Raw genomic sequence first — 21,107 nt, 5'->3', positions numbered from 1 at the left:
GTCGGTCGCCGTCTCGTGGTCGCCCGGGTCCCGGTCAGCCATACATCGCCACGCGGTGGAGAGCCGCGAGCGCCTCGTCGATGGGATGCGGCTGCGGCCTGCCCGAGGAGTCGAGCCTGTTCCACCTCTGCGAGTTCACCGCGACGGCCAGCTGCCGCTTGCCGTCGTCGCGGGTCATGGCCAGCGCTCCACCGCCCCAGACGGTGCCGCCGTGGCCCCAGAAGGTCCGCTGACCGGGAGCGTCCGTCGGGTGCATGCCGAGGCCGTAGTCGATCGTCTTTCCTTCCTGGGAGACGACCGGCACGGTGCGCTGCATCTGCGCGAGCGAGGAGGGGCTGACGATCTCGCCGGCCAGCAGCAGGCCGAAGAAGCGGTTGAGGTCCGCGACGGTCGATATCAGCGCGGCGGCCGGTCCCACCCATGACATGTCGTAGACGCTGTAGTCGCGCGGCGGGTCGATCATGCCGAACCATGCCTCGTAGATCCGCGAGTGCGGCCCGTGGATGTGTGGTCCGGTGGGAAGTTCGGTCTCCCGGAGTCCGGCACGCTCGATGACGTTCCGGGTGATGCAGTCCTCGGCCTTGGTTCCGGTCACCTGTGCCAGGAGTTCACCGAGGAGCAGGTAGTTGGTGTTGGAGTAGACGCCCGGAGTGCCGCCCGGTGCGGCGACGGGAGGTGCGGTGGCGCCCATCTCGATCAGTTCGGTGGCGTGGAACCGGGTGAACCGGTGGTCGTCCAGGCTCTGGGGCGAGGTTTCCGCGAGGTCGGGAAGCGCCTTGAGCGAGGGGTAGGCGAAGGGGAGGTACTCGGCGAGGCCGCTGGTGTGGTTGATCAGCATCCGGACGGTGATCGCGTCGCCGCGTTCACCGGGCACCAGTCCTGGGAGGTACCGGCTGATCGGCGTGTCGAGGCCGATCTGACCGCTGTCGACCTGCTGCAGAACCGCGGCGGCTGTGAAGGTCTTGGTGATGCTGCCGACGCGGTGCCGCATATCAGCGGTGACGGGGCGACCGGTGTCGACGTCGGCGACCCCGGCGGCGCCGCGCCAGACCTGGTCGCCGTCGCGCACCTCGGCGAACACGCCCGGCACTCCGGCCCGGTGGACGTTCTCAAGAGCGGCGTTCAACTCGGCGCAGTCCAGTGGGTTGGTCACAGTATGCGTCCTTTCGTCTTCCCGGGAGTGAGCTCCGCGTGGGACGCCCGGCCCGGATGCAGGGCATGCCGCTGGCCCGGGTGCAAGGCGTGAACGGCACGCCGACCGCCTGATTCCGGCCTAGGGCGCGCTGATGTCCTCATTATGCACGCGGTGCGTGCAGCACCAAGCGCTCAGCCGAGTGCATGGGCTAGGCTGAGCGCAGTCGAGAGGAGCGAAATGGCAGGCGGAACGGCAGGCCGAAGGCGATGGTCGACCGATGAGATCCTGGACGCGGCGGCGCAGCTGCTGCGCTCGAGCGACGCCGAGTCGTTCAGCGTGCGCAAGCTCGCAGCGGCACTCGGGACCGACTCCTCCAGCCTCTACCGGCACTTCCGCAGCAAGACAGAGCTCCTGCGGGCCGTCGCCGACCGGATCCTCGTATCCGCCATGAACGGCTACAGCCCCGAGGGCGACTGGAAGCAGCGCATCACAGCCGTGGCGCTGCGCGTGAGAGAGGCGTTCGGGCAGCAGCCCCAACTCGCGGCGGTCTGGGGACGCTATGTGTCGAGCGGCACCGGTTCCCGGCTGGTCATGGAGGAGGTGCTGCAGGCCCTGCGAGCGTCGGGACTGCCCGACGAGGAGATCCCGGTGCGCTACCACCGGCTCGCGGTGCTCCTCGCCGCGTTGATCGCCTCCGAAGCGGGGGTCAGCACCCTCACCCCAGAGGAACACGAACAGGGCATGGAGCTGTTCCGCGTCGCGGTACTGGGCGCCGACCCCGAACGTTTCCCCGCCCTGGCCCACTTCGCCCGCGACGTCCGCCCCCTCGGCGCGGACCGCCGCGCCGCCTTCGAAGAACTCCTCGCCGCCCACCTCGCCCACATCGAGACCGCGATCGACCCGAGCTAGGAACGGCGACCCGGCTCACGGACGCGGCTGCCCGGAAGGCCCCCCGCTTGAAGTCACCGGGAGGAAGGGTCCGGTGTGCTCCGGGGGTACGCGGACCGCAGGCGGGGAGCCGGCGGCAGCGGCGGGGACGCTCCCGCCTCCGGTGCGGCGCTCTCCGATACGGGGTCCCCCGGGACGGCGTCCCCCGGAACGGCGCGGAACGCCTCGATCAGGTAGGCGGCGAAGCGGCGGGAGGCCGCGAGCCGGGCGGCACGCGGCACGTCCTGGACGCCCCGATGGGCCATGAGCATCAGGAGCAGGTCGTCGACGACGAAGCCGGGGCGCAACCGGCCGGCCTTCTGGGCGCGGCGGGCCAGCTCGGCGACCGCGCGCACAGTCCGCTCCCGGTCGGCGTCGAAGTCCATGGCCTCGGGAAAGGCCGTCATGAAGGCGTCGGCGAACCCCCTGCTGTGCGCGTGGAGTTCGCAGATCTGCTCGACCAGGTGCCGGAATCCCCTCCACGGGTCGGAGTCCGCGAGGGCATCGCGGACGATGGTGTGGCAGGTCCGCCGCTGCTCGGCGAAGGTCTCCGTGATGAGGGCCCGCTTGGTCGGGAAGTGCCGGTAGAGCGTGGCGGGGCCGACCCCGGCGTGCCGGGCGACCTCTCGCATGGGCGCACCCAGTCCCTCCTCGGCGAACACCGCACGGGCCGCGTCGAGGATGCGGGCCCGGTTGTCGCGGGCGTCGGAGCGCACGAGGTGAGGCAAACGGCCGGTCATCACCTCTCACTTTAGCCAACCGGACGGGGGCGTCCGCTACGGTCCGATGACGGAGCCGCCGCCGTGGCCCAACCCGCAGCCGGTGAGGTCACAGCCGTCTGAGCCGGCTCGACCGGTGCCGTTGCGCCGTTGCGCCCGGCCGTTGCGGCAGTGCCCCGTCCACCCGCCGGACCGAACCCGAGGAGCCGAGATGAAAGCAGTCGTGATCAGGAAGTTCGGAAGCCCCGAAGGTCTGGAAGTGGTCGACTTGCCCGCACCCGTACCCGCCCCGGGACAGGTGCTGATCGCCACGGAGGCCATCGGGGTGGGCGGCGTGGATGTCGTGATCCGCCGGCGAACTCTCACCCACGCCTTCCAGGAGGGCCATCTCCTCGGCAGCGAGGTCGCCGGAAGCGTCACCGCGGTGGGAGAGGGCGTGGACGCCTCGTGGACGGGGCGGCGGGTGTGGGCGTTCACCGGCCTCTCCGGTGGGTATGCCGAGCAGGCCGTCGCCGCTGTCGAGGACATCCTTCCGCTGCCCGACGACCTGACCTGCACCGACGCGGTGACTCTCGGCGGCTCCGGCGTAGCCGCCCACTTCGCTTTGGACCGCGCCGGTATCGGACGTGGTACGACACTGCTGATACGCGGAGCTGCAGGCAGCATCGGTATCACGGCGGTCCAGCTGGCGGCCAGAAGCGGCGCTGACGCGGTGGCGGTCACCACCTCCTCGGCCGAGCGTGGCGCCCGGCTGAGGGCCCTGGGGGCGACCCATGTCCTCGACCGCGCGGGCGAGGGCGGCGGCCCCGGCACGCCGTTGGGCTTCGACGCGGTGATCGATATCGTGGCAGGTCCCCGACTCCCCCATTTCCTTGACAAGTTGAACCCCAACGGACGGTATGTGGCCGTCGGAATCGTCGGCGGGCAGCCACCGGTGGACTTCGGCATGCGGCTGGTGGAGAACTTCCGCCGCTCCCTGTCGTTCGTCACCCTCAGTTCCGACACCGTGCCCGGGCCCGACAGGCAGGCCGTCCGGTCGTCCCAGTTCAGCGATGCCGCGCGCGGGAGCCTGCGCACGGTCGTGCACGAGGTGCTGCCGCTGGACCAGGCGGTGGCGGCCCACCGGAAGATGGACGCGGGCGAGGTGTTCGGCAGAATTGCGCTGACTCCCTAGCGGGCGAGAGCTGACTCCCCAACGGAAGAGCGCCATCCCGGTCAACGCGGACCGCGCTGTCAGGACAGGCGAACCCGCTGCTGCTCAGGTGGGGACGGGTTCCAGGTCGGGATCGGCAAGGGGCGGATAGCTCTCGGCGCCCATGCGCTCGGCCGCATCGATGTAGTCGGCAAGAGCGGTACGGGAGCGGGAGAGCCGCTCCATCTGGTCGTCCAGTCGTCCGAGCCGTGACCGCATCGCGGCCAGCAATTCCGGACATCCGAACAGTTCTGGGGCCTCTCCGACCGCACAGGGCAGCAGATATGCGATGTCCTCGGTCGACAGACCGGCGCCGAGCAGGTGCCGGATCTGCTTCACCCGGACCACGGCGCCCTCGTCGTACTCGCGGTAACCGTTCGCCCCGCGGTCCGCCTCCAGCAGGCCCTGGGCCTCGTAATAACGCAACTGATGAGCGTTGACGCCCGTCCGACGACTCAGTTCCCCGATCCGCATCGAAACCCCACTTGACCTTCACACCGGTATCAACGTCGACGATGCTGCCATGAACAACAACCGCCATGAACCCGTGACAGTCATCGGACTCGGACGGATGGGGCAGGCACTCGCCAGTGCGTTCCTGAAAGCCGGGACTCCGACAACAGTATGGAACCGTACCGCCTCCCGGGCCGATCAATTGGTGGCCGAGGGCGCTCGGTTGGCGCCGAGCATCGGTGACGCGCTCGAGGCAAGTCCGCTGACGATCATCTGCGTCACCGATTACCAGGCCGTGCACGAGCTGCTCGGTGCGAGCGATGTCGATCTGGACGGCACGGGACTGCTCAATCTGACCTCCGGCGACTCGGCCCAGGCCCGTAACGCCGCGGAATGGGCCGAGCAGCGCGGTGCCCGCTACCTGGACGGCGCCATCATGGCCGTCCCCTCGGCGATCGGAACGAGCGAGGCGGTGATTCTGCACAGCGGGCCGCAGTCGGACTTCGAGGCACACAAGTCCACGCTCGACGTCCTCGGCACCGTCACCTACCTGGGCGCCGACCACGGGTTGGCGTCCCTGTACGACGTAGCCGGCCTGGCCATGATGTGGAGCGTTCTCAACGCCTGGCTCCAGGGTACTGCCCTGCTGCGGACAGCCGGTGTGGATGCCGCGACATATGCGCCGTTCGCCCAGCAGATCGCTGCCGGCGTGGCCACATGGCTGCCTGGGTACGCCGAGCAGATCGACAGCGACTCCTTCCCGGCCGAGGTGTCGGCCCTGGAGACCGACGCACGCGCCATGGCGCACTTGATCGAGGAGAGCGAAGCGGTGGGCGTCAACGCAGAACTGCCGAGACTGCTCAAGGCGATGGCTGACCGCTCCATCGCCGCCGGACACGGTGGAGAGCAGTATCCCGTGCTGATCGAGGAGTTCAGCAAACCCCGCAGCAGGGACTGACCAGTACGCGATCGACCAGCGGTTGCCCGTGGTCACCGCGTACGGAGCCCTGTTACCTCCGGTACCGCTGCGCCACTGCCAGGAAGGCGGCTTTGGGTTCCCATTCCATGTCGGGGTATGTCTGCCCCCTGCGCCCTTCGAGCAGTTTGACGATGCCCAGGCCGGCTCGGTCCAAGTCGTCCCTGGGGTCGCCGTCCGGGCGGTGCGGGTAGCCGGGCAAGGCGAACAGGAACACGAACGCGCTGTCCACGCCCTCGGTCTGGAAGATGTCCAGCAGTTCGCCCAGATACGCGGCCTGGCCGGCCTCGTCACGCTCGTACGTGCCGTCCAGCCGTAGCGGGGCCTTGGTCTCCGGGTCGTACTCGACCACTTCCAGCACCCTCCCCCCGCGGTCCCCCGCACCGCGGTAGGCCGCGGTGCCGAACCCGGTGACGGCGAGCGGCTTCGGGCCTTCGGCCAAGGTGCGCACCGCGTCCCGGAACCGGTCGGCGACCTCGGCGGAACGGAGCAGCTCGAACGTCACGATGTCGAAGGGAGCCCAGTCGACCTGCTCGAACTGGATGGATGCATAGGTGAGCCTGCCCTGGAAGCGCTCGCGGATCGTGGCCGCGGCGTCGCCGAGGAACGCGTTCACGCGCACACCGAGCTCACGCATCGCTTCGGCGCGCCGCTCGGGTTGGCTCATCAGTTGCTCGACTCGCTCCTCGGGGCTCTCTCCGGGCAGAAATCCGCGGTTCATCACACTCAGCTCCACCCCTGCGACGAACACGACGGTGGCTCCCCGCCGTCGGAGCCGTTCCGCTCGCTCGGCGCAGTCGCGGAAGAGGGTGAGGATCTGCTCCGTATCCAGCTCCAGCGGATAGGGCGAGAACCAGACCTCCAGGCCGAGCTCGGCGGCGGCAACGGCGGCCAGCTCCAATCGCCCCGGGTCGCCGCCGATGATCTGGACCGCGTTGCAGTGCAGGTCGTCGCGGATGATGGCGAGCTCGCGCCGGACCACCGCGGGGTCGAAGTGCTCGCGGGACGTCTGGCCGTGCAGGACGAATCCGGTGTCGTAGGTCATTCCTCTTGCTCGCATGGTGACGTCCTCTCCCTCGATCCCAGCCGGGTCGAGACTGACAAGAAAAGTGCGCGCACGCAAGTTTGCGTGCACGCAGTTCTGTGTGGAACGCTGACGCCGTGACGACGCCACCACCAGGGCTGCGGGAGCGGAAGAAGCAGGCCACGCGTGAGGCGCTGCGTGAGGCGGCCCTGCGCCTGGCCGTGGAGCGCGGACCGGACCAGGTCCGGGTCGAGGACATCGCGAAGGCCGCAGGGGTCTCACCGCGCACCTACAACAACTACTTCGCCAGCCGCGAGCAGGCGATCGTCTCCGCTGTCACCGCGGACCGGGAGGTGCGGATCGCGGCGGCGGTCGCGGCCAGGCCCGCGGAAGCGAGCCTGGCTGACGCCGTGACCGACGCAGTGGTCGAGCAGTACACAAACGCCGGCGAGCGCGAGCACGAGACGCTTCTCCTGATCACCACCCGGCCCGCGCTGCGCGACGCGTTCCTCGACGCCACGGCCGGCATCGAGCCCCCTCTCACCGCGGTGATCGCCGAGGGCCTGGCCGAACGCCCAGGTGACGCTGGAGCGCACACAGCCCGCGTTCTCGCGGCGAGCGTGGTCGCGGCGGTTCGCGTCGCGCTGGAAGGCTGGCTCCGGCCGACCGGGGAAGCCAGGGCCACCAGGAGTGTCTGTGCCGGTGGACTCGTCGTGCCCGCCGGCTCACTGCCCGACCAGCTCCGCGCGGCGCTGGCCCCACTCGCGCCCGCGTTCGATGCCGCCGAGCGAGGCACCCAGCCGTGAACCGACCCGACCGGGGCGCCCGCTTGGCAGGCAGCAGGTGGACAGAACCATCTCAGTCCGCAAAGGAACTCAACGGCACAGCCGGGTTCCCGCTCACGGACGCGCCCCCCGCTGGATTCCCCCGCCCACCGAGTCGGTCACAGGGCCGGCCGGAGTCAGGCTCCACGGCCGGGGATGGAGAATGCGCTCGAACGACGGCGCACATGCGGAGGGGCACAGCACGATGACGAGTGGGCATACTACGGCTCTCGACGATCCGGTGAGCGAGTCGCTGCGCGGCCACCACGCCGGCCTCGGGCGCCGGCTCGGCCGGGCCGCCACCTACCTGCCGGGAGTCGCGACCTTCTCGTCGGTACCCGCCGACGCGGAAGCTGCGGACTGGGCCGACCTCGCGCGTCTCCTCGGCCGCGACGCGTTCGCCGACATGTTCAGCTGCCCGGCACCACCCCCTCCGGGCTGGGAGCCGGTTTTCGTCCTCGACGGCCGGCAGCTGATCTGGCCGGGCAGCAGCCGCCCCGACCAGGCCCGAGCCGGGACCGGTACAGACGTGGTCGAGCTAGGGGCCGACGATGTGCCGCAGATGCTCGACCTGGTCGCAGCGACCCGACCGGGGCCCTTCTGGGCACGCACCCATGAACTCGGCACCTACCTCGGTATCCGCGACGGCGGCAGACTGGTGGCCATGGCGGGCGAACGGCTACGGCCCCCGGGATGGACCGAGATCAGCGCCGTCTGTACAGCTCCCCAGGCACGCGGGCAGGGCCACGCCGCCCACCTGATCGGCGCCCTCATCACACGCATACTCGCGCGGAACGAACGCCCCTTCATCCACGTGGCCGAGGCGAACACCGCCGCCATCGCGCTCTACGAACGGCTCGGCTTCGAGACCCGCAGGCGCGTGACGTTTCGCGGCTTCCGCATCCCGTGACCGTACGTCCGGCCCCGACCAGGTACCGACCGGCCGCAACGCCACAGCGTGGCATATCAGCGCGGTGGTCCGCGAGAAGCAGAGGTCGGTCCACGGCAAACAGTCGGCGCCCGGAGGCTAGGCTTCGACCATGCTCAGTCAGCACGAGTCGGCGAGTCCCACCGATGACCAGTTGTCGACCATCGACAGCCTGTGCACCCTGCCGTTCCCCGAGCAGGAGGGCAAGTCAGGAAAGGACGGCAGGTGGAGCGGGCCCGGATACCACATGGCCGTACTCCGGGAGAGCCAGGACTTCTGGGATGACCGCAGCGAAGAGGTCGTCGAGGCGGCCGAACGGGAGCTGGAAGCGGATCTCGCCGTACTGGCCGCCACTTTGACCGACCGCTGGGGCAGCCCCCAGGTGGTCGATCTGTGGCCGTATCTCGGGTTCGACACCGAAGCCACCCACGACCCCGACTCCGTGACCCCCGAGCCGCTCCTCTTCCTGTCCGGCGTCGCAGGCGACATGCGCATGTGGCGGCTGCCCGACTCCGGTCGCTGGATCGCCCTGACGATCGGGCAGGCCGACCCGGAATGGCCCTTCCAGCTGCTCGCCGCCGTGGGTGAGACGTCGGCCCTCCGGCCCTGACAAGCGGTAGACGCGGCACGCGGGGTGACCGTCGCCTCGCCATGGGTCCGGGCCGGGGCCCGTGAGAAGGACGGTCGTCAGCCGGCTGCGTCGAGAACCTCGCGCAGCTTGCGCGCGAAAGCCTCCGGCTGTCCCGGATACCCGAACTCGCCGTCGAGGAACCCGCCGTGGTGGCTCGGGAACACCGTCGGGGGCTGACCGAGCAGTTCGGCGGTTGCCGTCGCGGTGCGTCCGGTGACGGTCTTCATCGATTCCTCGCCCACCGCGATCACGATCCGCGTCGGCGCGGCGGCCAGCGCCTCCACCTCGGGCCGGTAGCTGCTGACCGCCCAGGACCGCTCGGAGAGCAGCGGATCGTCACGGGAGCCGTCGTCCTCGGTCGGCATCCCGAACACGGCGGGGTCCGGGGCGGGCTGGGCAAAGTAGTCGCCGGTGAACTCGCCCTGCCACGACGTCATCGCGAGGAAAGCCGCCATGCCGGCGCCGAAGCCCTTCTCCTCGTACGCGTCGCGGATGTCGGCACGGGCGCGCTCTGCGGCCTGGGCGTCGGGGAGCACCGAGAAGAGCGGCGGCTCGTGCGCCACCAGGGTGGTCACGTCATCGGGGTACGCCGCTACGAGGGCGAGCGCGGTCACCGCGCCGCCGCTGCTCGCGAACATCTCGACCGGTCCGGTGCCGAGCGCCTCGATGACGGCGTGCACGTCGCCAGCCTGCACCTCGGGGTTGTGGTCGGTCCGGCCGTCCTTGCGGGTGCTCCGGCCCAGACCGCGCGGGTCGTAGGTGACCACGGTGCGGTCGGTGAAGTGCGAGGCCAGCGCTCTGAAGCCGCTGGCGTCCATGGGCTGGCCGATCATGAGCAGTGGCGGGCGTCCGTCGGTGGCCGGGAGCGGGCCGCGGACGTCATAGGCGAGGTCTGCTGCGGAGGTCTTGAGCGTTTGCGTAGTCATAACCGTCATAACCGTGTAGACGTCTCCGACGCCGAGAACTCATCGGTCACGCCCCCACGTCTTCGATGCCCCCGTCAGCCCGGCCGGCATGCGAGGCCGGCCGGACCTCGAATGACGGCTCAGGCCCGGCCTGTTGCGTGCCCGACGCGCATGGCCCAGGCGAGGCAGCCCAGCGCGGCTGTGGTGACCAGCGTTCGTATCACGTTCCACCGCACCCACGCCGCCTCGAAATCGTCGCGGACAGCGGCGAGGTCACGGATCGCGCCGGGTTCGCCCGCGGCGGCCAGTTTGTCGTTGAGCGGCACGTTGAGGCCCATGGTGACGACCAGCGAAACCGCGTAGAGCACGACACCCGCGATGATCCACGGCAGCGCGGGCCGGCCCTCACCATGCCAGTGCAGCGCCGCCGCGATCCCGCCGAGAACCAGTGCTCCGCCGAACGCGAGCCCGAACCAGCCATTCAAGATCGCTACGTTGACGCGCTGCATCGCCTCCACGAAGGTGCGGTTGTCCGAGCGGCCGAGACCGGGCATCACGGCGACCGCGAAGGCGAAGTAGAGACCGGCCATCAAGCCGGTCATGAGCGTGGTCGTGAGCAGTACGAGGCCGCGGAGGTCACCGTTCATGGCATGTCCCTGTTGTCGGTTGTGGGAGCGGACTGTGCACGGGGTCGGCTGGTGTGTGACCACCAGTACAGCCGCGCCTGCCTGACCTCGGCCATCGCTCGGAAGCTCATAGCCATGCGCGCTCGTCCAACCGCTCCCCGTAGACGGCCGCGACCTACGGCACCCCGGTGGGATGGGTGATCAGCACGCGTCGACGTATACGTACACCCGGTCGAAACGGAGGGCGGCAAGGTCTGCGCGGGGTATCACCCAGTGGAAGAGGCCCGACTCCAGTTCCTCGCAGTCGTCCCCGCCGCGCCAGGTGGCCAGCAGGGTCCAGTCGTCTCCTTCCGCGACGGGCAGCGGCTCTTCTTCCCGGGCCACCTCGACCGGGTCCCAGTTGAAGGCGCTCGGGTGTCCGCCGAGTTGAAAGCGCCAGTGCGGGCGCCGGCCGACCACGTGCGACCAGGCGGACTCCAGTTCGGCCTCCCGCTGCGACTCCTCGTCGTCGTCCTCCTCCGGGGTGGGCCATGACCACTGGTGGAAGCAGAAGTCCAGCCGCGCCCGGTGGTACGTCACCGGACCCGCCTCCGGATCGGCCGGCCGCTCGGACGACGGTGTCCCGGCCGGTATGTACCGCACCGCGTCGGCGGTCACATACCCGCTGCCCGGATCGGGGTCGGCGAAGAACAGCAGCCGGCCCTCGGCCGGCAGCGGCAGGTCCGTCGCTCCGGGCGGAAGGGACGCACAGTCGACGGCTGCGACGAAGGCGGTTGTCGGTGCGGGAGCGCCCTCCGGCAGGGGCGGGTTCCCACCGGTCAGTGCCGCTACCGGGCCGGGGCCGTCCTCGGCAAGGTAGACCGCCGCGCGTGCGGCGCGGATACGCGCCTCCACCTCGGCGGCCGGAATCCCCCGCGCTGCGGCCTCAGCGCGGAAGCGGGCGGCCATGGCCGCCGGGGTCTCGTCAAAGGTTGCCGTATCGGTCATAGGAGGACCTTAAGCAAAGTTTGTCGATCATGTGCCGGGCCGGACGAATATGCTGGCCTACGAGTCTGCGCAGGGCGAATGGGGTGCCCTTCAGGCCCCAGGCGTCGAAGAGGTGAGCGCCAACCCGGTCACCGGCCGGGTGCTGCTGCGGCACGACCGTACGCTCAGTCCGCGGGAGGCCGCCCGATTGCTGGGCAGGGCGGTTGACCGGGCGCGGACCGCCTGGCAGAAGTCCGTGGCGACAATGCGTGGCCGCGACTCGACCGCACAGCCCGGGGACGGTCAAGAACCGGCCGAAAGTCCAGGGGACACCGGTGTTCACGGCAGTCTCCACGGCATTCGTTCAGCGGTGCTTCGTAGCGCGACGGAAGGCGAGGGCACTGCAGGTCGGCGTCCGATGGTCCTGGGGGCTCGGGGGCGCAGCAGCGGCGGCCGTTGGCGGAAGTTCCTTCCTCCTTGGAGTCTTCAGCGGCCCTCTCGTCGCTCTCGGAATCGCGGCCGCGGCCACGACAGCCGTCGTCCGACGGGCGAGCCGCCGATCCGCAGCGCTGATACAGCAGCAGTCGGACGGTCCTGCTCCGAGTCACGCCCTGCCGATCGGACACCGCTGGGACCGCGTGCCCGGGGTGACGCTGCTCGGCGACGCCGCGCACCTGATGTGCCCGTCCGGCGAGGGGGCCAATCTCGCCATGTACGACGGCGCCGAACTCGGCAACGCCATTGCCGCGCACCCGGACGACACCGAGGCCGCACTCGCCGCGTACGAGGAGGCCCTCTTCCCGCGCAGTGCCGCCACCGCCGAAGAGGCTTCCCGCGTACACAAGCTGTGCCTCGACGACAATGCCCCGCACAGCCTCGTCCGCTTCTTCACCAACCACGGGCAGGCCGGGTGACGACGGCCCCCAACGGCGAATAACCGCTCAACCGCTCGACCAGCCGTACCGTCGCAGTGCGGCGTGGCGGAGAGCCGTCCTGGCTCCCTACCGAGGCGGTGCCGCAGTCGGCGCGGTCACTGCCGGTCGCGGCGGGCCAGCAAGTGCGCGTCCAGAAAGCCCCGTTCGGAGGCCGGATCGTGGAGCAGCCGGGCGAACGGGACGAGCCCGGCTGCGGCCAGCAGCTCGGCGAACCGGTCCACGGGCCAGCTGTACGCGGGCGTCACCTTGTGGTCGAAGCGGACGGGCTCAGACCCTTCGGTCGCGAAGAAAGAGACCAGGAGCAGGCCCCCGGTTGCCAGCACTCGCGCCTGTTCGGTGAGCAGCGCGGGCAACTCCTCGGGCGGGGTATGGATCACCGAGTAGTGGGCCAGCAGACCGCCGAGCGCACGGTCCTCGACCGGCAGGGCCTCCATCCGCGCCTCGTCGAACCGCAGCGACGGATGAGCCCGCCGTGCGTGAGCGACCATGGCTGGGGACAGATCGAGTCCGAAGGCGTCCAGCCCCAGGTCGTGGAGCATAGCGGTCAAATGTCCTGGCCCGCAGCCGACGTCGGCCGCTCGCGCATTTCCCGTCCCGCGCACCAGCTCGGCGAAGGTGCCGATCATGTTCCGCGAGAACGGCTGCGTCTCCAGCCGGTCGGCGAACATCGACGCATACAGTTCGACGATCCCGTCGTAGGCCGCCCTGGTCTCCTCCTGGTACGCCACCACGGGGAGGAAGCTAGCACCCGCGCACGTGCGCCGCGTCGGCACCCCCGCGCCGCCCTGCCCTCCCCTCCGGAGGTCAACTCCGGTTTCCGCGGAGCTTTTTCCGCTTACGCTGAGCCGTTTCGGTGGCGCGCCCGACCGACCGTCGACGCGCTACGAGGAGGTGGCGTTCTCGCGGCAGGCTCGGTGGCCCCAGCCCGAGGCGATCTTGGTGATCTCGGTGCCCGTCTCGTAGCGGGAGTTGCAGTGGCCGCAGCGCCCGGGAAACTTCGCCTTGATCACCGGGCCCCCTCCCCCCTTCGACGGGCGGCTCGTGCGGGCCTTGCGCGAGCGGGCCGGGTGCGGCTTGTCCTCGGTCGCTGGGCTCGGACGCGGAATGTCGGTGGCGCCGTGTGCGGTGCCGGCGGGGGCCTGCTCGGTGGCCGCGGTGCTGGCGGCCGCGTCGGCGATGGCATTGAGCGGGTCGCCGTCCACCTGGTGTGCCAGGACGTGCCGGAAGACCACCTCGCGGCCTTCGAGAAGGGTGTCGATACGGACCACGAGGTCCTTGTTGGCCACCGGCTTCTTGGACGCCGTCTGCCAGCCGTTGCGCTTCCAGCCCGCGATCCACTTGGTGACAGCGTTCATCGCGTACTGCGAGTCCATCCGGATCTCCAGCGGCACGGCCGGATCGGTGGCCTCCAGCAGCTCGGCGAGCGCGGTCAGCTCGGCCACGTTGTTGGTCGTACGGCCGAGCGGGCCCGACTCCCAGCGCTGCGGGGTACCCGCCGAGTCGGCGAGCACCCAGGCCCAGCCCGCCGGTCCTGGGTTCGACTTGGCGGCTCCGTCGCAGGCCGCAACCATGGTTTCTGGCATCCCTCGATCATGCCAGGTCCCGCGGACCTGCCCCCCGCCGCCCGTCCGCCACCACGGCACCGGCGTTCCGATCCCGGCCGACCCCGGGTCGCCCTCGGCACGGTCCCTGCGCATGCTCGCCACGGCGGCCGAGCAGCCAGGGGTTCTCTAGCGGCCTTGCAGCGCCTTCACGTTGTCGCCGAACGTCCAGTTCTTCGAGCCGTCCCAGTTGAGGGACCAGGTCATCAGGCCCTTGAGCCGGCCGCCGTAGTGGTTCCACGCCTGGGCGACCTGCGACGGTGCCATGTACCCGCCGCCCGCGCCGGGCTGCGCCGGGAGGCCGGGAACCTGCTTGTCGTACGGCACGCGGATCGTGGTGCCCTGGACGACCAGGCCCTTGTCGAGGCAGTCGGTCTGGGCGGTGAAGCCCTGGACGGTGCCCGCTGAGTAGGAGTCGCCGCTGCAGCCGTACATGCTGCCGTTGTAGTACTGCATGTTCAGCCACCACAGGCGGCCGTTGTCGGCGTACTTCTTGATGACGGGGAGGTACGCGCCCCAGATCGAACCGTAAACGACGCTGCCGCCCGTCACGTAGGCCGTCTCGGGTGCCATCGTCAGGCCGAACCCTGGCGGCATCTGGGCGAGGACGCCGTCGATGATGTGGACGAGGTTGGCCTGCGAGGTCGAGAGCTGGTTGATGTTGCCGCTGCCGACGAGGCCGGTCTCGATGTCGATGTCGATACCGTCGAAGTTGTACTTCTTCAGGATCGGCACGATGGTCTCGATGAACCGGTCGGCGACCGCGCGCGAGCTGAGGTCGATGCCGGCCGTCGCACCGCCGATGGACATCAGGAGGGTCTGGCCCTGAGCCTTGGCCTCGCACATCTCGGCCGGTGTCGCGACCTTGACGGTGGAGTCCATACCGTCCTCCCACAGCACCGTGCCGTCCGAACGGATCACGGGAAAGGCGGCGTTGAGGACGTTGTAGCCATGGGCGCGGATGCGGGAGTCGGTGATGGGGGTCCAGCCGAAGGGCGGGTGGACGCCGTTGGCGGCGCCGTCCCAGTTCTCCCAGTAGCCCTGGAGTACCTTGCCGGACGGCTTGCCCTTCACCGGGCAGGACTCGGTGGCCTGGGACGGCGGGGCCGCTGGGTGCCGGAGTTCCGCAGCGCGGGGAGCCGCTGCGGTGAGGACCTGGACGACGCAGGCCAGCACCACGCCGATGCCGAGCAGATACCAGGAGCGTCGTCTTCGAGCGGATGTTCGGTGCATGCCGTGTTCCCTCCGCCTGTGTGTGGGGTTGCTGAGAGGGTTCTGCGGTCCAGACCATTCGTCAATAGGTCTGGACCGGACGTGACACTGATCAGGGCGTCACCGGTCCAGCACCATCGATCGTCCGCGCGCGGCGCCGGGCAGGAGTCGGCGTGCCCCGGAAGTCGGGGCGTGGTGATACGTGGTCCTAGCCGCGGATCAAGGCGGCTGGGAGGCCGGTGAGGATCTGGTCCACGGTCCGGTCGGGGGTGTGCTGCGAGGTGTCCAGCCACAATCCGCGGCGCGGCGTCTCGTCACGCAGGACTGCGTCGAGGCCGTCGACCGTCCAGGGAGTGCCGTAACCGCTCTTGCCACGGTCCGCCTCGCGCCGGGCCACCTCGGCCGGGGCAGGAGCGAGGACCACCAAGTACAACGGCCTGGCCGTGACGGACTCAAGGTACGCGTTCAGGTGGTCGCCCAGGATGAGGTCCTGGACGACCACGGTCCATCCCGCCCGCGCGTACACGTCCGCCACCGCAGCGGATGCCTGGTAGCGTAGCCGCAGCTGCGCCGTCGCTTCTTCAGTCGGCTCGGGCGTGAACTCCTCGCGACCGGACACGATCATCCGCCGGAAGCTGTCCCCGCGCAGGTGCACGGAGCGGTCGAGGCGTTCGGCCAACAGCTGGGCGACGGTGGACTTGCCGGACGCCATGACGCCCGTGATCACCACAACTGCGGATCTCAGCTCGTGCACCGCCGGCCCCCTTGTAGTACCTGCGGGTCACTCGCCAGCCCCCGCACCATCGAGCTCTCCGACACCGCCGCGCCGGCCGACGTGGCGATCATAGGTCGACATCGCTGCCGAACACGATGGTGACCGTATGCCGGCCGGTGAAGCTGTCACGTTCTCGAGTCGGCGGCCGCCGCGGTCAGGCAGTGCGGCGGGAGCGGATCAGGGCCACCCCGCCGAGTGCGGTGCCGAGCAGCCCCACCAGCAGGGCCACGTAGGCACCGCCCATCCCGTTGCCGGTGCCGAGCCCACCGTCGGCGGTGCCCGCGACCAGCCCGCCGAGGGTCATGCCGACGACCCCCGCCACAACAGCCGCCACGCCCCCGAACGGTCCCTTGGAAGCCCCGAGCCGACCGTCGGGCCGGGCCAGCGCACGCCAGGCGATGACCACGCCGGCCAGCCCCAGCAGCGCTCCCGCAGTGGCTCCGACCCGTCCGAGGCTGAAGGAGTAGACGCTCGCGGCGACCGGCTGGACCGAGGCATGGGCGGCCGCCGGTGCGGCGAGCCCGAGGCACACGGAGCAGGCGGTCGCAACGACGGCGAGCAGGCGACGAACAGACATCAGGCACTTCCTTTTTCCTGCGGCTGGGTGTCGTCTGATCATGTCCGCCGGGCCCGGCCCCGGTCGTCCGCCGGATGCGGACACTTCGCACTGCCGCCGCCGCGTATACGGCTACCGCGGACGGCGCAGGCGGCGCGGAGGTACTGCGAGTGCGGTAGCCCGCGGCTCGTCGACGTCGGTGATGGTGCGCGGGATGAGCTGCGGCGGCTCCTGCGCGGCCAGGCGGCGGGCCTCCTCGGAAGCCGGCCCAAGGCCGTGCATCCGCCAGGCATCGGGAGGCTGCACCCCGGGTCCTCGGCAGGTCTCCGGGGTCCCGCTCGCGGGGAGGTCACGCGGTTGATCGGTCGCTACAGTCGGCGTCCATGCAGATCCTCCGCACCCCCGACGACCGATTCGCCGATCTCCCTGATTTCTCGTACGAACCCCGGTACGCCCATGTCTCCGACGACGAGGGCGGCACGCTGCGGATGGCATGGGTGGAAGAGGGCCCGGCTGACGCAGCTCCGGTACTGATGCTGCACGGTGAGCCGTCCTGGTCGTTTCTGTACCGGCGGATGATCCCGGTACTGGCTGCGGCCGGCCACCGCGTCATCTGCCCCGACCTGGTGGGGTTCGGCCGCTCCGACAAGCCCAGCAGTATGGACGACCACACCTACGCCCGCCACATCGAGTGGGTGCGCGCCCTGGTGTTCGACCAGCTCGGCCTCACCGGTGTGACACTGGTCGGCCAGGACTGGGGCGGCCTGATCGGGCTTCGTCTGGCCGCCGAGCATCCGGAGCGCTTCGAGGGACTGGTGGTGGCCAACACCGGCCTGCCCAGCGGTGACGTCCCGATGCCCGACGTGTGGTGGAAGTTCCGCCGAGCAATCCAGACGCAGCCCGGCATCGATGTCGGCCGGTTTGTGCAGTCCGGGTGCCGGCGCCCCCTGAACGACGCGGAACGCGCGTGCTACGACGCGCCGTTCCCCGACGATTCCTACTGCGCCGGTCCCCGGGCGATGCCCGGACTTGTACCCACCTCGCCCGACGATCCAGAGACAGCGGCCAACCGGGCCGCTTGGGCCGCCTTGTGTGACAGCCCGACGCCGATGCTGGTGGCGTTCAGCGACAGCGACCCCGTCACCGCGGGCATGGCGCCGCTCTTCCGGAACGAGATGCGCGGCGCGCAGGGACACGACCACCCGGTCATCCGCGACGCCGGGCACTTCCTTCAAGAGGACGCCGGCCCGGAGTTGGCTCACCGCATTGCCGAGTTCCTCGAGCGCCACAACGGGGCGACCCCCGTCCGCCCCTGAAGGAGAGCCCTCGCCCTTGGAAGGGTCCCTCCATCGCGGAGACCGCAGTCGAAGTTCGCGCGCCGGGGCGGCGCCGGTTCCGGCGGCGAGCCGTATCGGAAGAGGAGCGAGGGCAGGGTACGCCCCGGCCGTCGAGTTCGGCGGTGACGCTGTCGGCCTGCGGGTGGGCCAGCTCCGCGCGGATCAGTTCGGTACCCACCTCGGGGCTGGGACGTCGGACGGAAAAGCGTGCGCGTGTGCGATCCCGGCGCTCCGGGCGAGTCCTGCATCCCGTTCAATCCATGATCTCGTGAATTCACGACTTCGTGTACAGTCATCGACTGTGCTGACTGTTGCTGCTGACATCGACGTACTGGCGCGGTTCGGCCGCGCGCTGGCCGACCCCATCCGCTGCCGACTGCTGCTCGCGCTGCGCGAGGCTCCGGCGCACCCGTCCGACCTGGCTGAACAGCTGGGGATCTCCCGTACCCGGCTGTCCAACCATCTGGCGTGCCTGCGTGACTGCGGCCTGGTCGTCGCAGTGCCCGTCGGCCGCCGTACGCGCTACAACCTGGCCGACGCGCGACTCGGCCACGCGCTGGACGACCTGCGCACGGCCGTCGTCGCGGTCGACGCCGACCGGCACTGCGCCAATGCCGCCGACGAGGGGTGCTGCTGATGGCCGCCATATCCCTCGCCCCCTCGCCGCAGCGGCGCGAGGTCCTGGCCCGGCGAATACGGCTGCTGGTCGCCGCCACCATCACCTACAACGCGATCGAGGCGGCCGTCGCCCTCACCGCCGGAACGCTCGCCTCCTCCACCGCCCTGATCGGCTTCGGCCTGGACTCGCTCATCGAGGTCTCCTCCGCCGCCGCGGTCGCCTGGCAGTTCTCCGCCCGCGAGCACTCCGTACGCGAGGCACGGGAAAAGACGACGCTGCGCATCATCGCCATCTCCTTCTTCGCGCTCGCCGCCTACGTCACGGCTGACGCCGTCCGCGCACTTGCGGGCAGCGGTGAGGCCGACTCCTCCCTGCCCGGCATCGTCATCGCCGCGCTCTCGCTGGCCGTGATGCCGTTCCTGTCGGCCGCCCAGCGCCGGGCCGGGCGCGAACTCGGCTCCGCGAGTGCGGTGGCCGACTCCAAGCAGACCTTGCTGTGCACCTATCTTTCGGCCGTGCTGCTGGTCGGTCTGCTCTTCAACGCCGCCCTCGGCTGGTCCTGGGCCGACCCCGTCGCGGCCCTGCTCATCGCCGCCGTCGCCGTGAAGGAAGGCCGCGAAGCATGGCGGGGCGACGGCTGCTGCGCCGCCCCTCCCACCACCGCACTGCTGAAGCCCTCGGGCGGTGCGGCCGAGGACTCGTGCGGCTGCCGCCCGGGCTGCGACTGCCGCGCTTGAACGCACGGTGGGAACCACGTGCCGGAGGGCACCCCTACTGTGCGTCTTCGAGGACGAGTCGGCTAGCGCCGCGCCACGCGGTGGCGGAGGTAGACGACTCTTGAGTTGAAGGTACGGGTCTCGACCAGTTCGAGATCCACCCTGCGCTCGTGCCGGGGGAAGAACGGAATGCCACCGCCGACCAGCACCGGGTAGACCATGGCCCGGTATTCGTCGATCAGATCCGACGCGGCCGCCTCGGCGGCGAGAGTCGCGCCGCCGATCGCGATGTCGCCCTCCCCGGGCGCGGCCCGCAGCCGCTCGATCTCCTCCGCGAGGCCGCCGGAAGCCAGGCGGGCATTGCCCTGCACCGCCGACAGCGTGGTGGAGAACACCACCTTCGGGAGCGGCTTCCAGAGCGCGGTCCACTCGAGCATCGACTCGTCGAGCGACGGATCCTGGTCGGCGGTCTCCCAGTACAGCATTGTCTCGTACAGCCGTCGTCCCATCAGATGGACGTCGACCTCCCGGATCTCGTCGATCCAGAAGCGAAAGACGTCCTCGTCCGGCACCGACCAGTCGAAATCGCCGTCCGGCCCGACGATGTAGCCGTCAAGTGAGACGCTCATCGAATAGGTCACGCTGCGCATCAGAAGCCCTCCTCGGTGACGGTTTCGACAGTACGACCGCTGAACACCGCAGAACTCATCGCGACTCGCACAGGTCGCTACCGGTCTCGAAGACACGGCCTGGCGCCGACGGGCGGACGTTATCTGCTCACCTCCGCCCCCGGACCCGGGCAGCCGGTTCGGGGTCCGGTCACGCGCTGCGGAAGCGCCGCACTCGCTTCCTGCCCCCGGAGGCTCTGGCGACGTGATTCGGTCTGGACTGGACCGAACGACGGCATACCCCGGAGGATTGCCCCCGGACTGGCGTACCGAGCTGGGGGCCGAGCGTGGTCTACCGCATACATTTCACGGTTGAGGATCTGGCACGGACCCGTGTGGCGCAGCCTCCGCCGCTGATGGAGCTGAGTGCCGCCGTACGCACGCTCCAAGGTCGCAGCCACCCGGTACGGTTCGGGGCGTGGCGGCGTGGCGTCTTCGCCGGTCTCAAACCCAAGGCACGTATGGTCCTCGACCTGATCCCGCCCGGCGGCTGGGCCCCTACGTTCCTGACCTCTGCCGGGCAGGGCAGCCCGCAGGAGCTGCTGGAGCGGGCGCGCTCCACTCCCCGTTCTCGGATTCGCCAGGATCTCGCCCATGTCGCGGAGTGGCAGCCGCTGCCGTCCTGGGCGCACCACCTTGCCGACGACACGGAACTGCAACGGCAGCTCTACGACAGCTTGGACCATGTCTGTGCCGCGCTGCTGTCCCCGCATTGGCAGCATCTCGAAAGGGAGGCGGCAGCCGACCGGGACGTGCGGATGCGGCAGGTCCTCACTGGAGGGGTGGAAGCGCTCCTCGCCTCGGTGCACCCCCAGCGTGTCCGCTGGAATCCGCCCGTCCTGGAGTTCGCGATGCTCTCCGGCTTCGACGGCGACCTGCATCTCGAGGGCCGTGGAATGCTCTTCGTTCCCTCGCTCTTCGGGGCGGACGGGCCCGCTGTCGACATCGATGCCGAGCCGCAGCCCGTGATGAGGTATCCCGTCAGCCACACTCGGACTTCCGACTCCGCCCCGCTGTTCGTCCCACCGGCACAGCACGCCCGCTCCGGGTGCCGCTCACCACTGGCCGCGCTCCTCGGCCGGACCCGGGCCGCTGTTCTGCTCACCATCGCCGAGCACCCGGGCTGCTCGACCAAGGAGCTGGCCGCCCTCAGCGGGCTCGCGCCTCCCAGCGCCAGCGAACATGCAGGCGTTCTGCGTGCGGCCGGACTGATCCAGACCTCCCGGCACCGCAACACGGCACTCCACAGCCCCACCCCGCTCGGTAACGCGCTCCTCGACTCGAGGCAGTGAGCATTCGGGTCCGGGCCGGGGCACGGCCGAGCTGCGCTCGCATCGGTTGACCGCTGTGCTGGTGCTGGTGCTGCCGGTGCTGGTGCTGGG

24 protein-coding genes and 1 pseudogene are annotated in these 21,107 nt (G+C 70.1%); 11 read left to right on the top strand and 14 right to left on the bottom strand.

Features of this window, described 5'->3' with window-relative positions; translation table 11 throughout:
* Nucleotides 1–34 precede the first annotated feature (34 nt).
* Nucleotides 35–1,153 carry a serine hydrolase domain-containing protein gene (locus tag JW592_RS06510; RefSeq protein WP_209263941.1) on the bottom strand — a complete coding sequence of 373 codons (1,119 nt, stop codon included), beginning with the start codon at nt 1,151–1,153 and terminating at the stop codon, nt 35–37.
* Between the two features lie 219 nt (nt 1,154–1,372).
* Here JW592_RS06510 and JW592_RS06505 point away from each other — a divergent pair, with 219 nt between their 5' ends.
* Complete coding sequence (locus JW592_RS06505) at nt 1,373–2,044, top strand: TetR/AcrR family transcriptional regulator (RefSeq protein WP_209263940.1); 672 nt, start codon at nt 1,373–1,375, stop codon at nt 2,042–2,044.
* Between the two features lie 53 nt (nt 2,045–2,097).
* Here JW592_RS06505 and JW592_RS06500 read toward each other — a convergent pair whose 3' ends face one another.
* Complete coding sequence (locus JW592_RS06500) at nt 2,098–2,802, bottom strand: TetR/AcrR family transcriptional regulator (protein WP_209263939.1); 705 nt, start codon at nt 2,800–2,802, stop codon at nt 2,098–2,100.
* A gap of 190 nt (nt 2,803–2,992) precedes the next feature.
* Between JW592_RS06500 and JW592_RS06495 the strand changes: the two genes are divergently transcribed.
* Nucleotides 2,993–3,955 carry a zinc-dependent alcohol dehydrogenase family protein gene (locus JW592_RS06495; protein ID WP_209263938.1) on the top strand — a complete coding sequence of 321 codons (963 nt, stop codon included), beginning with the start codon at nt 2,993–2,995 and terminating at the stop codon, nt 3,953–3,955.
* An 84-nt stretch (nt 3,956–4,039) separates the two neighbouring features.
* Here JW592_RS06495 and JW592_RS06490 read toward each other — a convergent pair whose 3' ends face one another.
* Nucleotides 4,040–4,447: a MerR family transcriptional regulator gene (locus JW592_RS06490; RefSeq protein WP_209263937.1), complete on the bottom strand. Its 408-nt coding sequence runs from the start codon at nt 4,445–4,447 to the stop codon at nt 4,040–4,042.
* A gap of 49 nt (nt 4,448–4,496) precedes the next feature.
* Between JW592_RS06490 and JW592_RS06485 the strand changes: the two genes are divergently transcribed.
* Nucleotides 4,497–5,384 carry an NAD(P)-dependent oxidoreductase gene (locus JW592_RS06485; protein WP_209263936.1) on the top strand — a complete coding sequence of 296 codons (888 nt, stop codon included), beginning with the start codon at nt 4,497–4,499 and terminating at the stop codon, nt 5,382–5,384.
* A gap of 52 nt (nt 5,385–5,436) precedes the next feature.
* Here JW592_RS06485 and JW592_RS06480 read toward each other — a convergent pair whose 3' ends face one another.
* Nucleotides 5,437–6,462 (bottom strand): hypothetical protein, encoded by a 1,026-nt coding sequence (locus JW592_RS06480; protein WP_229375285.1) that lies wholly within the window; start codon nt 6,460–6,462, stop codon nt 5,437–5,439.
* A 101-nt stretch (nt 6,463–6,563) separates the two neighbouring features.
* Here JW592_RS06480 and JW592_RS06475 point away from each other — a divergent pair, with 101 nt between their 5' ends.
* The 3 genes from JW592_RS06475 to JW592_RS06465 all read left to right on the top strand — a co-directional run bounded on the left by JW592_RS06475 (nt 6,564) and on the right by JW592_RS06465 (nt 8,788).
* Entirely contained in the window at nt 6,564–7,232 is a 669-nt protein-coding gene (locus JW592_RS06475; protein ID WP_209263935.1) for a TetR/AcrR family transcriptional regulator, read from the top strand.
* Nucleotides 7,233–7,455: 223 nt separating this feature from the next.
* On the top strand, nt 7,456–8,160 hold the full coding sequence (locus tag JW592_RS06470) for a GNAT family N-acetyltransferase (protein WP_209264121.1): 705 nt from the start codon (nt 7,456–7,458) through the stop codon (nt 8,158–8,160).
* A 130-nt stretch (nt 8,161–8,290) separates the two neighbouring features.
* Nucleotides 8,291–8,788 carry a hypothetical protein gene (locus tag JW592_RS06465; RefSeq protein ID WP_209263934.1) on the top strand — a complete coding sequence of 166 codons (498 nt, stop codon included), beginning with the start codon at nt 8,291–8,293 and terminating at the stop codon, nt 8,786–8,788.
* 77 nt (nt 8,789–8,865) lie between these two features.
* Here JW592_RS06465 and JW592_RS06460 read toward each other — a convergent pair whose 3' ends face one another.
* The 3 genes from JW592_RS06460 to JW592_RS06450 form a co-directional block, all read right to left on the bottom strand.
* The gene (locus JW592_RS06460; RefSeq protein ID WP_209263933.1) at nt 8,866–9,735 is read right to left on the bottom strand and encodes an alpha/beta fold hydrolase; all 870 of its coding nucleotides are present in this window, start codon (nt 9,733–9,735) and stop codon (nt 8,866–8,868) included.
* A gap of 119 nt (nt 9,736–9,854) precedes the next feature.
* Nucleotides 9,855–10,361, bottom strand: a complete 507-nt coding sequence (locus tag JW592_RS06455; protein ID WP_209263932.1) for an anthrone oxygenase family protein — start codon at nt 10,359–10,361, stop codon at nt 9,855–9,857.
* 180 nt (nt 10,362–10,541) lie between these two features.
* Nucleotides 10,542–11,327, bottom strand: a complete 786-nt coding sequence (locus JW592_RS06450; RefSeq protein ID WP_229375283.1) for a DUF1963 domain-containing protein — start codon at nt 11,325–11,327, stop codon at nt 10,542–10,544.
* 572 nt (nt 11,328–11,899) lie between these two features.
* Here JW592_RS06450 and JW592_RS06445 point away from each other — a divergent pair.
* Nucleotides 11,900–12,220: pseudogene (locus JW592_RS06445) on the top strand (FAD-dependent oxidoreductase); the annotation flags it as partial.
* Nucleotides 12,221–12,336: 116 nt separating this feature from the next.
* On the opposite strand, the gene JW592_RS06440 reads toward JW592_RS06445, so the two are convergent.
* The 6 genes from JW592_RS06440 to JW592_RS06415 form a co-directional block, all read right to left on the bottom strand.
* Nucleotides 12,337–12,972, bottom strand: coding sequence for a class I SAM-dependent methyltransferase (locus tag JW592_RS06440; protein WP_209263931.1), 636 nt, complete (start codon nt 12,970–12,972; stop codon nt 12,337–12,339).
* A 150-nt stretch (nt 12,973–13,122) separates the two neighbouring features.
* Nucleotides 13,123–13,812, bottom strand: coding sequence for a ribonuclease H family protein (locus JW592_RS06435; RefSeq protein ID WP_209264119.1), 690 nt, complete (start codon nt 13,810–13,812; stop codon nt 13,123–13,125).
* Between the two features lie 159 nt (nt 13,813–13,971).
* Complete coding sequence (locus tag JW592_RS06430) at nt 13,972–15,075, bottom strand: chitinase (protein WP_209263930.1); 1,104 nt, start codon at nt 15,073–15,075, stop codon at nt 13,972–13,974.
* Between the two features lie 187 nt (nt 15,076–15,262).
* Nucleotides 15,263–15,808 (bottom strand): AAA family ATPase, encoded by a 546-nt coding sequence (locus JW592_RS06425; protein WP_209263929.1) that lies wholly within the window; start codon nt 15,806–15,808, stop codon nt 15,263–15,265.
* Nucleotides 15,809–15,983: 175 nt separating this feature from the next.
* Nucleotides 15,984–16,406, bottom strand: a complete 423-nt coding sequence (locus JW592_RS06420; RefSeq protein ID WP_209263928.1) for a DUF6223 family protein — start codon at nt 16,404–16,406, stop codon at nt 15,984–15,986.
* Between the two features lie 111 nt (nt 16,407–16,517).
* The gene (locus JW592_RS06415; RefSeq protein ID WP_209263927.1) at nt 16,518–16,691 is read right to left on the bottom strand and encodes a hypothetical protein; all 174 of its coding nucleotides are present in this window, start codon (nt 16,689–16,691) and stop codon (nt 16,518–16,520) included.
* Between the two features lie 77 nt (nt 16,692–16,768).
* Here JW592_RS06415 and JW592_RS06410 point away from each other — a divergent pair, with 77 nt between their 5' ends.
* From JW592_RS06410 to JW592_RS06400, 3 genes are all read left to right on the top strand, one after another.
* Nucleotides 16,769–17,701, top strand: coding sequence for a haloalkane dehalogenase (locus JW592_RS06410; RefSeq protein ID WP_209263926.1), 933 nt, complete (start codon nt 16,769–16,771; stop codon nt 17,699–17,701).
* A 322-nt stretch (nt 17,702–18,023) separates the two neighbouring features.
* Nucleotides 18,024–18,359: an ArsR/SmtB family transcription factor gene (locus JW592_RS06405; RefSeq protein ID WP_209263925.1), complete on the top strand. Its 336-nt coding sequence runs from the start codon at nt 18,024–18,026 to the stop codon at nt 18,357–18,359.
* Nucleotides 18,359–19,078 (top strand): cation efflux transmembrane domain-containing protein, encoded by a 720-nt coding sequence (locus JW592_RS06400; RefSeq protein WP_209263924.1) that lies wholly within the window; start codon nt 18,359–18,361, stop codon nt 19,076–19,078. The genes JW592_RS06405 and JW592_RS06400 overlap by 1 nt, the downstream gene beginning before the upstream one ends.
* Before the next feature lie 62 nt (nt 19,079–19,140).
* On the opposite strand, the gene JW592_RS06395 is transcribed toward JW592_RS06400, so the two are convergent.
* On the bottom strand, nt 19,141–19,707 hold the full coding sequence (locus JW592_RS06395; protein ID WP_209263923.1) for a dihydrofolate reductase family protein: 567 nt from the start codon (nt 19,705–19,707) through the stop codon (nt 19,141–19,143).
* Between the two features lie 305 nt (nt 19,708–20,012).
* Here JW592_RS06395 and JW592_RS06390 point away from each other — a divergent pair, with 305 nt between their 5' ends.
* Nucleotides 20,013–21,017, top strand: coding sequence for a winged helix-turn-helix domain-containing protein (locus JW592_RS06390; protein ID WP_209263922.1), 1,005 nt, complete (start codon nt 20,013–20,015; stop codon nt 21,015–21,017).
* Nucleotides 21,018–21,107 lie beyond the last annotated feature (90 nt).

Origin of the sequence: Streptomyces spirodelae, from assembly GCF_017676385.1 — a bacterium.
GTDB lineage: Bacteria > Actinomycetota > Actinomycetes > Streptomycetales > Streptomycetaceae > Streptomyces > Streptomyces spirodelae.
Note: the sequence above shows the minus strand (reverse complement) of the source record. Positions and strands in the feature narration are given on the sequence as shown.

Coding starts and splice junctions, on each gene's coding strand:
- JW592_RS06435 (WP_209264119.1), bottom strand. CDS start 13,812: ATGGTTGCGGCCTGCGACGGAGCCGCCAAGTCGAACCCAGGACCGGCG.
- JW592_RS06485 (WP_209263936.1), top strand. CDS start 4,497: ATGAACAACAACCGCCATGAACCCGTGACAGTCATCGGACTCGGACGG.
- JW592_RS06420 (WP_209263928.1), bottom strand. CDS start 16,406: ATGTCTGTTCGTCGCCTGCTCGCCGTCGTTGCGACCGCCTGCTCCGTG.
- JW592_RS06395 (WP_209263923.1), bottom strand. CDS start 19,707: ATGCGCAGCGTGACCTATTCGATGAGCGTCTCACTTGACGGCTACATC.
- JW592_RS06430 (WP_209263930.1), bottom strand. CDS start 15,075: ATGCACCGAACATCCGCTCGAAGACGACGCTCCTGGTATCTGCTCGGC.
- JW592_RS06495 (WP_209263938.1), top strand. CDS start 2,993: ATGAAAGCAGTCGTGATCAGGAAGTTCGGAAGCCCCGAAGGTCTGGAA.
- JW592_RS06410 (WP_209263926.1), top strand. CDS start 16,769: ATGCAGATCCTCCGCACCCCCGACGACCGATTCGCCGATCTCCCTGAT.
- JW592_RS06460 (WP_209263933.1), bottom strand. CDS start 9,735: ATGACTACGCAAACGCTCAAGACCTCCGCAGCAGACCTCGCCTATGAC.
- JW592_RS06505 (WP_209263940.1), top strand. CDS start 1,373: ATGGCAGGCGGAACGGCAGGCCGAAGGCGATGGTCGACCGATGAGATC.
- JW592_RS06470 (WP_209264121.1), top strand. CDS start 7,456: ATGACGAGTGGGCATACTACGGCTCTCGACGATCCGGTGAGCGAGTCG.
- JW592_RS06490 (WP_209263937.1), bottom strand. CDS start 4,447: ATGCGGATCGGGGAACTGAGTCGTCGGACGGGCGTCAACGCTCATCAG.
- JW592_RS06480 (WP_229375285.1), bottom strand. CDS start 6,462: ATGCGAGCAAGAGGAATGACCTACGACACCGGATTCGTCCTGCACGGC.
- JW592_RS06465 (WP_209263934.1), top strand. CDS start 8,291: ATGCTCAGTCAGCACGAGTCGGCGAGTCCCACCGATGACCAGTTGTCG.
- JW592_RS06500 (WP_209263939.1), bottom strand. CDS start 2,802: ATGACCGGCCGTTTGCCTCACCTCGTGCGCTCCGACGCCCGCGACAAC.
- JW592_RS06455 (WP_209263932.1), bottom strand. CDS start 10,361: ATGAACGGTGACCTCCGCGGCCTCGTACTGCTCACGACCACGCTCATG.
- JW592_RS06450 (WP_229375283.1), bottom strand. CDS start 11,327: ATGACCGATACGGCAACCTTTGACGAGACCCCGGCGGCCATGGCCGCC.
- JW592_RS06400 (WP_209263924.1), top strand. CDS start 18,359: ATGGCCGCCATATCCCTCGCCCCCTCGCCGCAGCGGCGCGAGGTCCTG.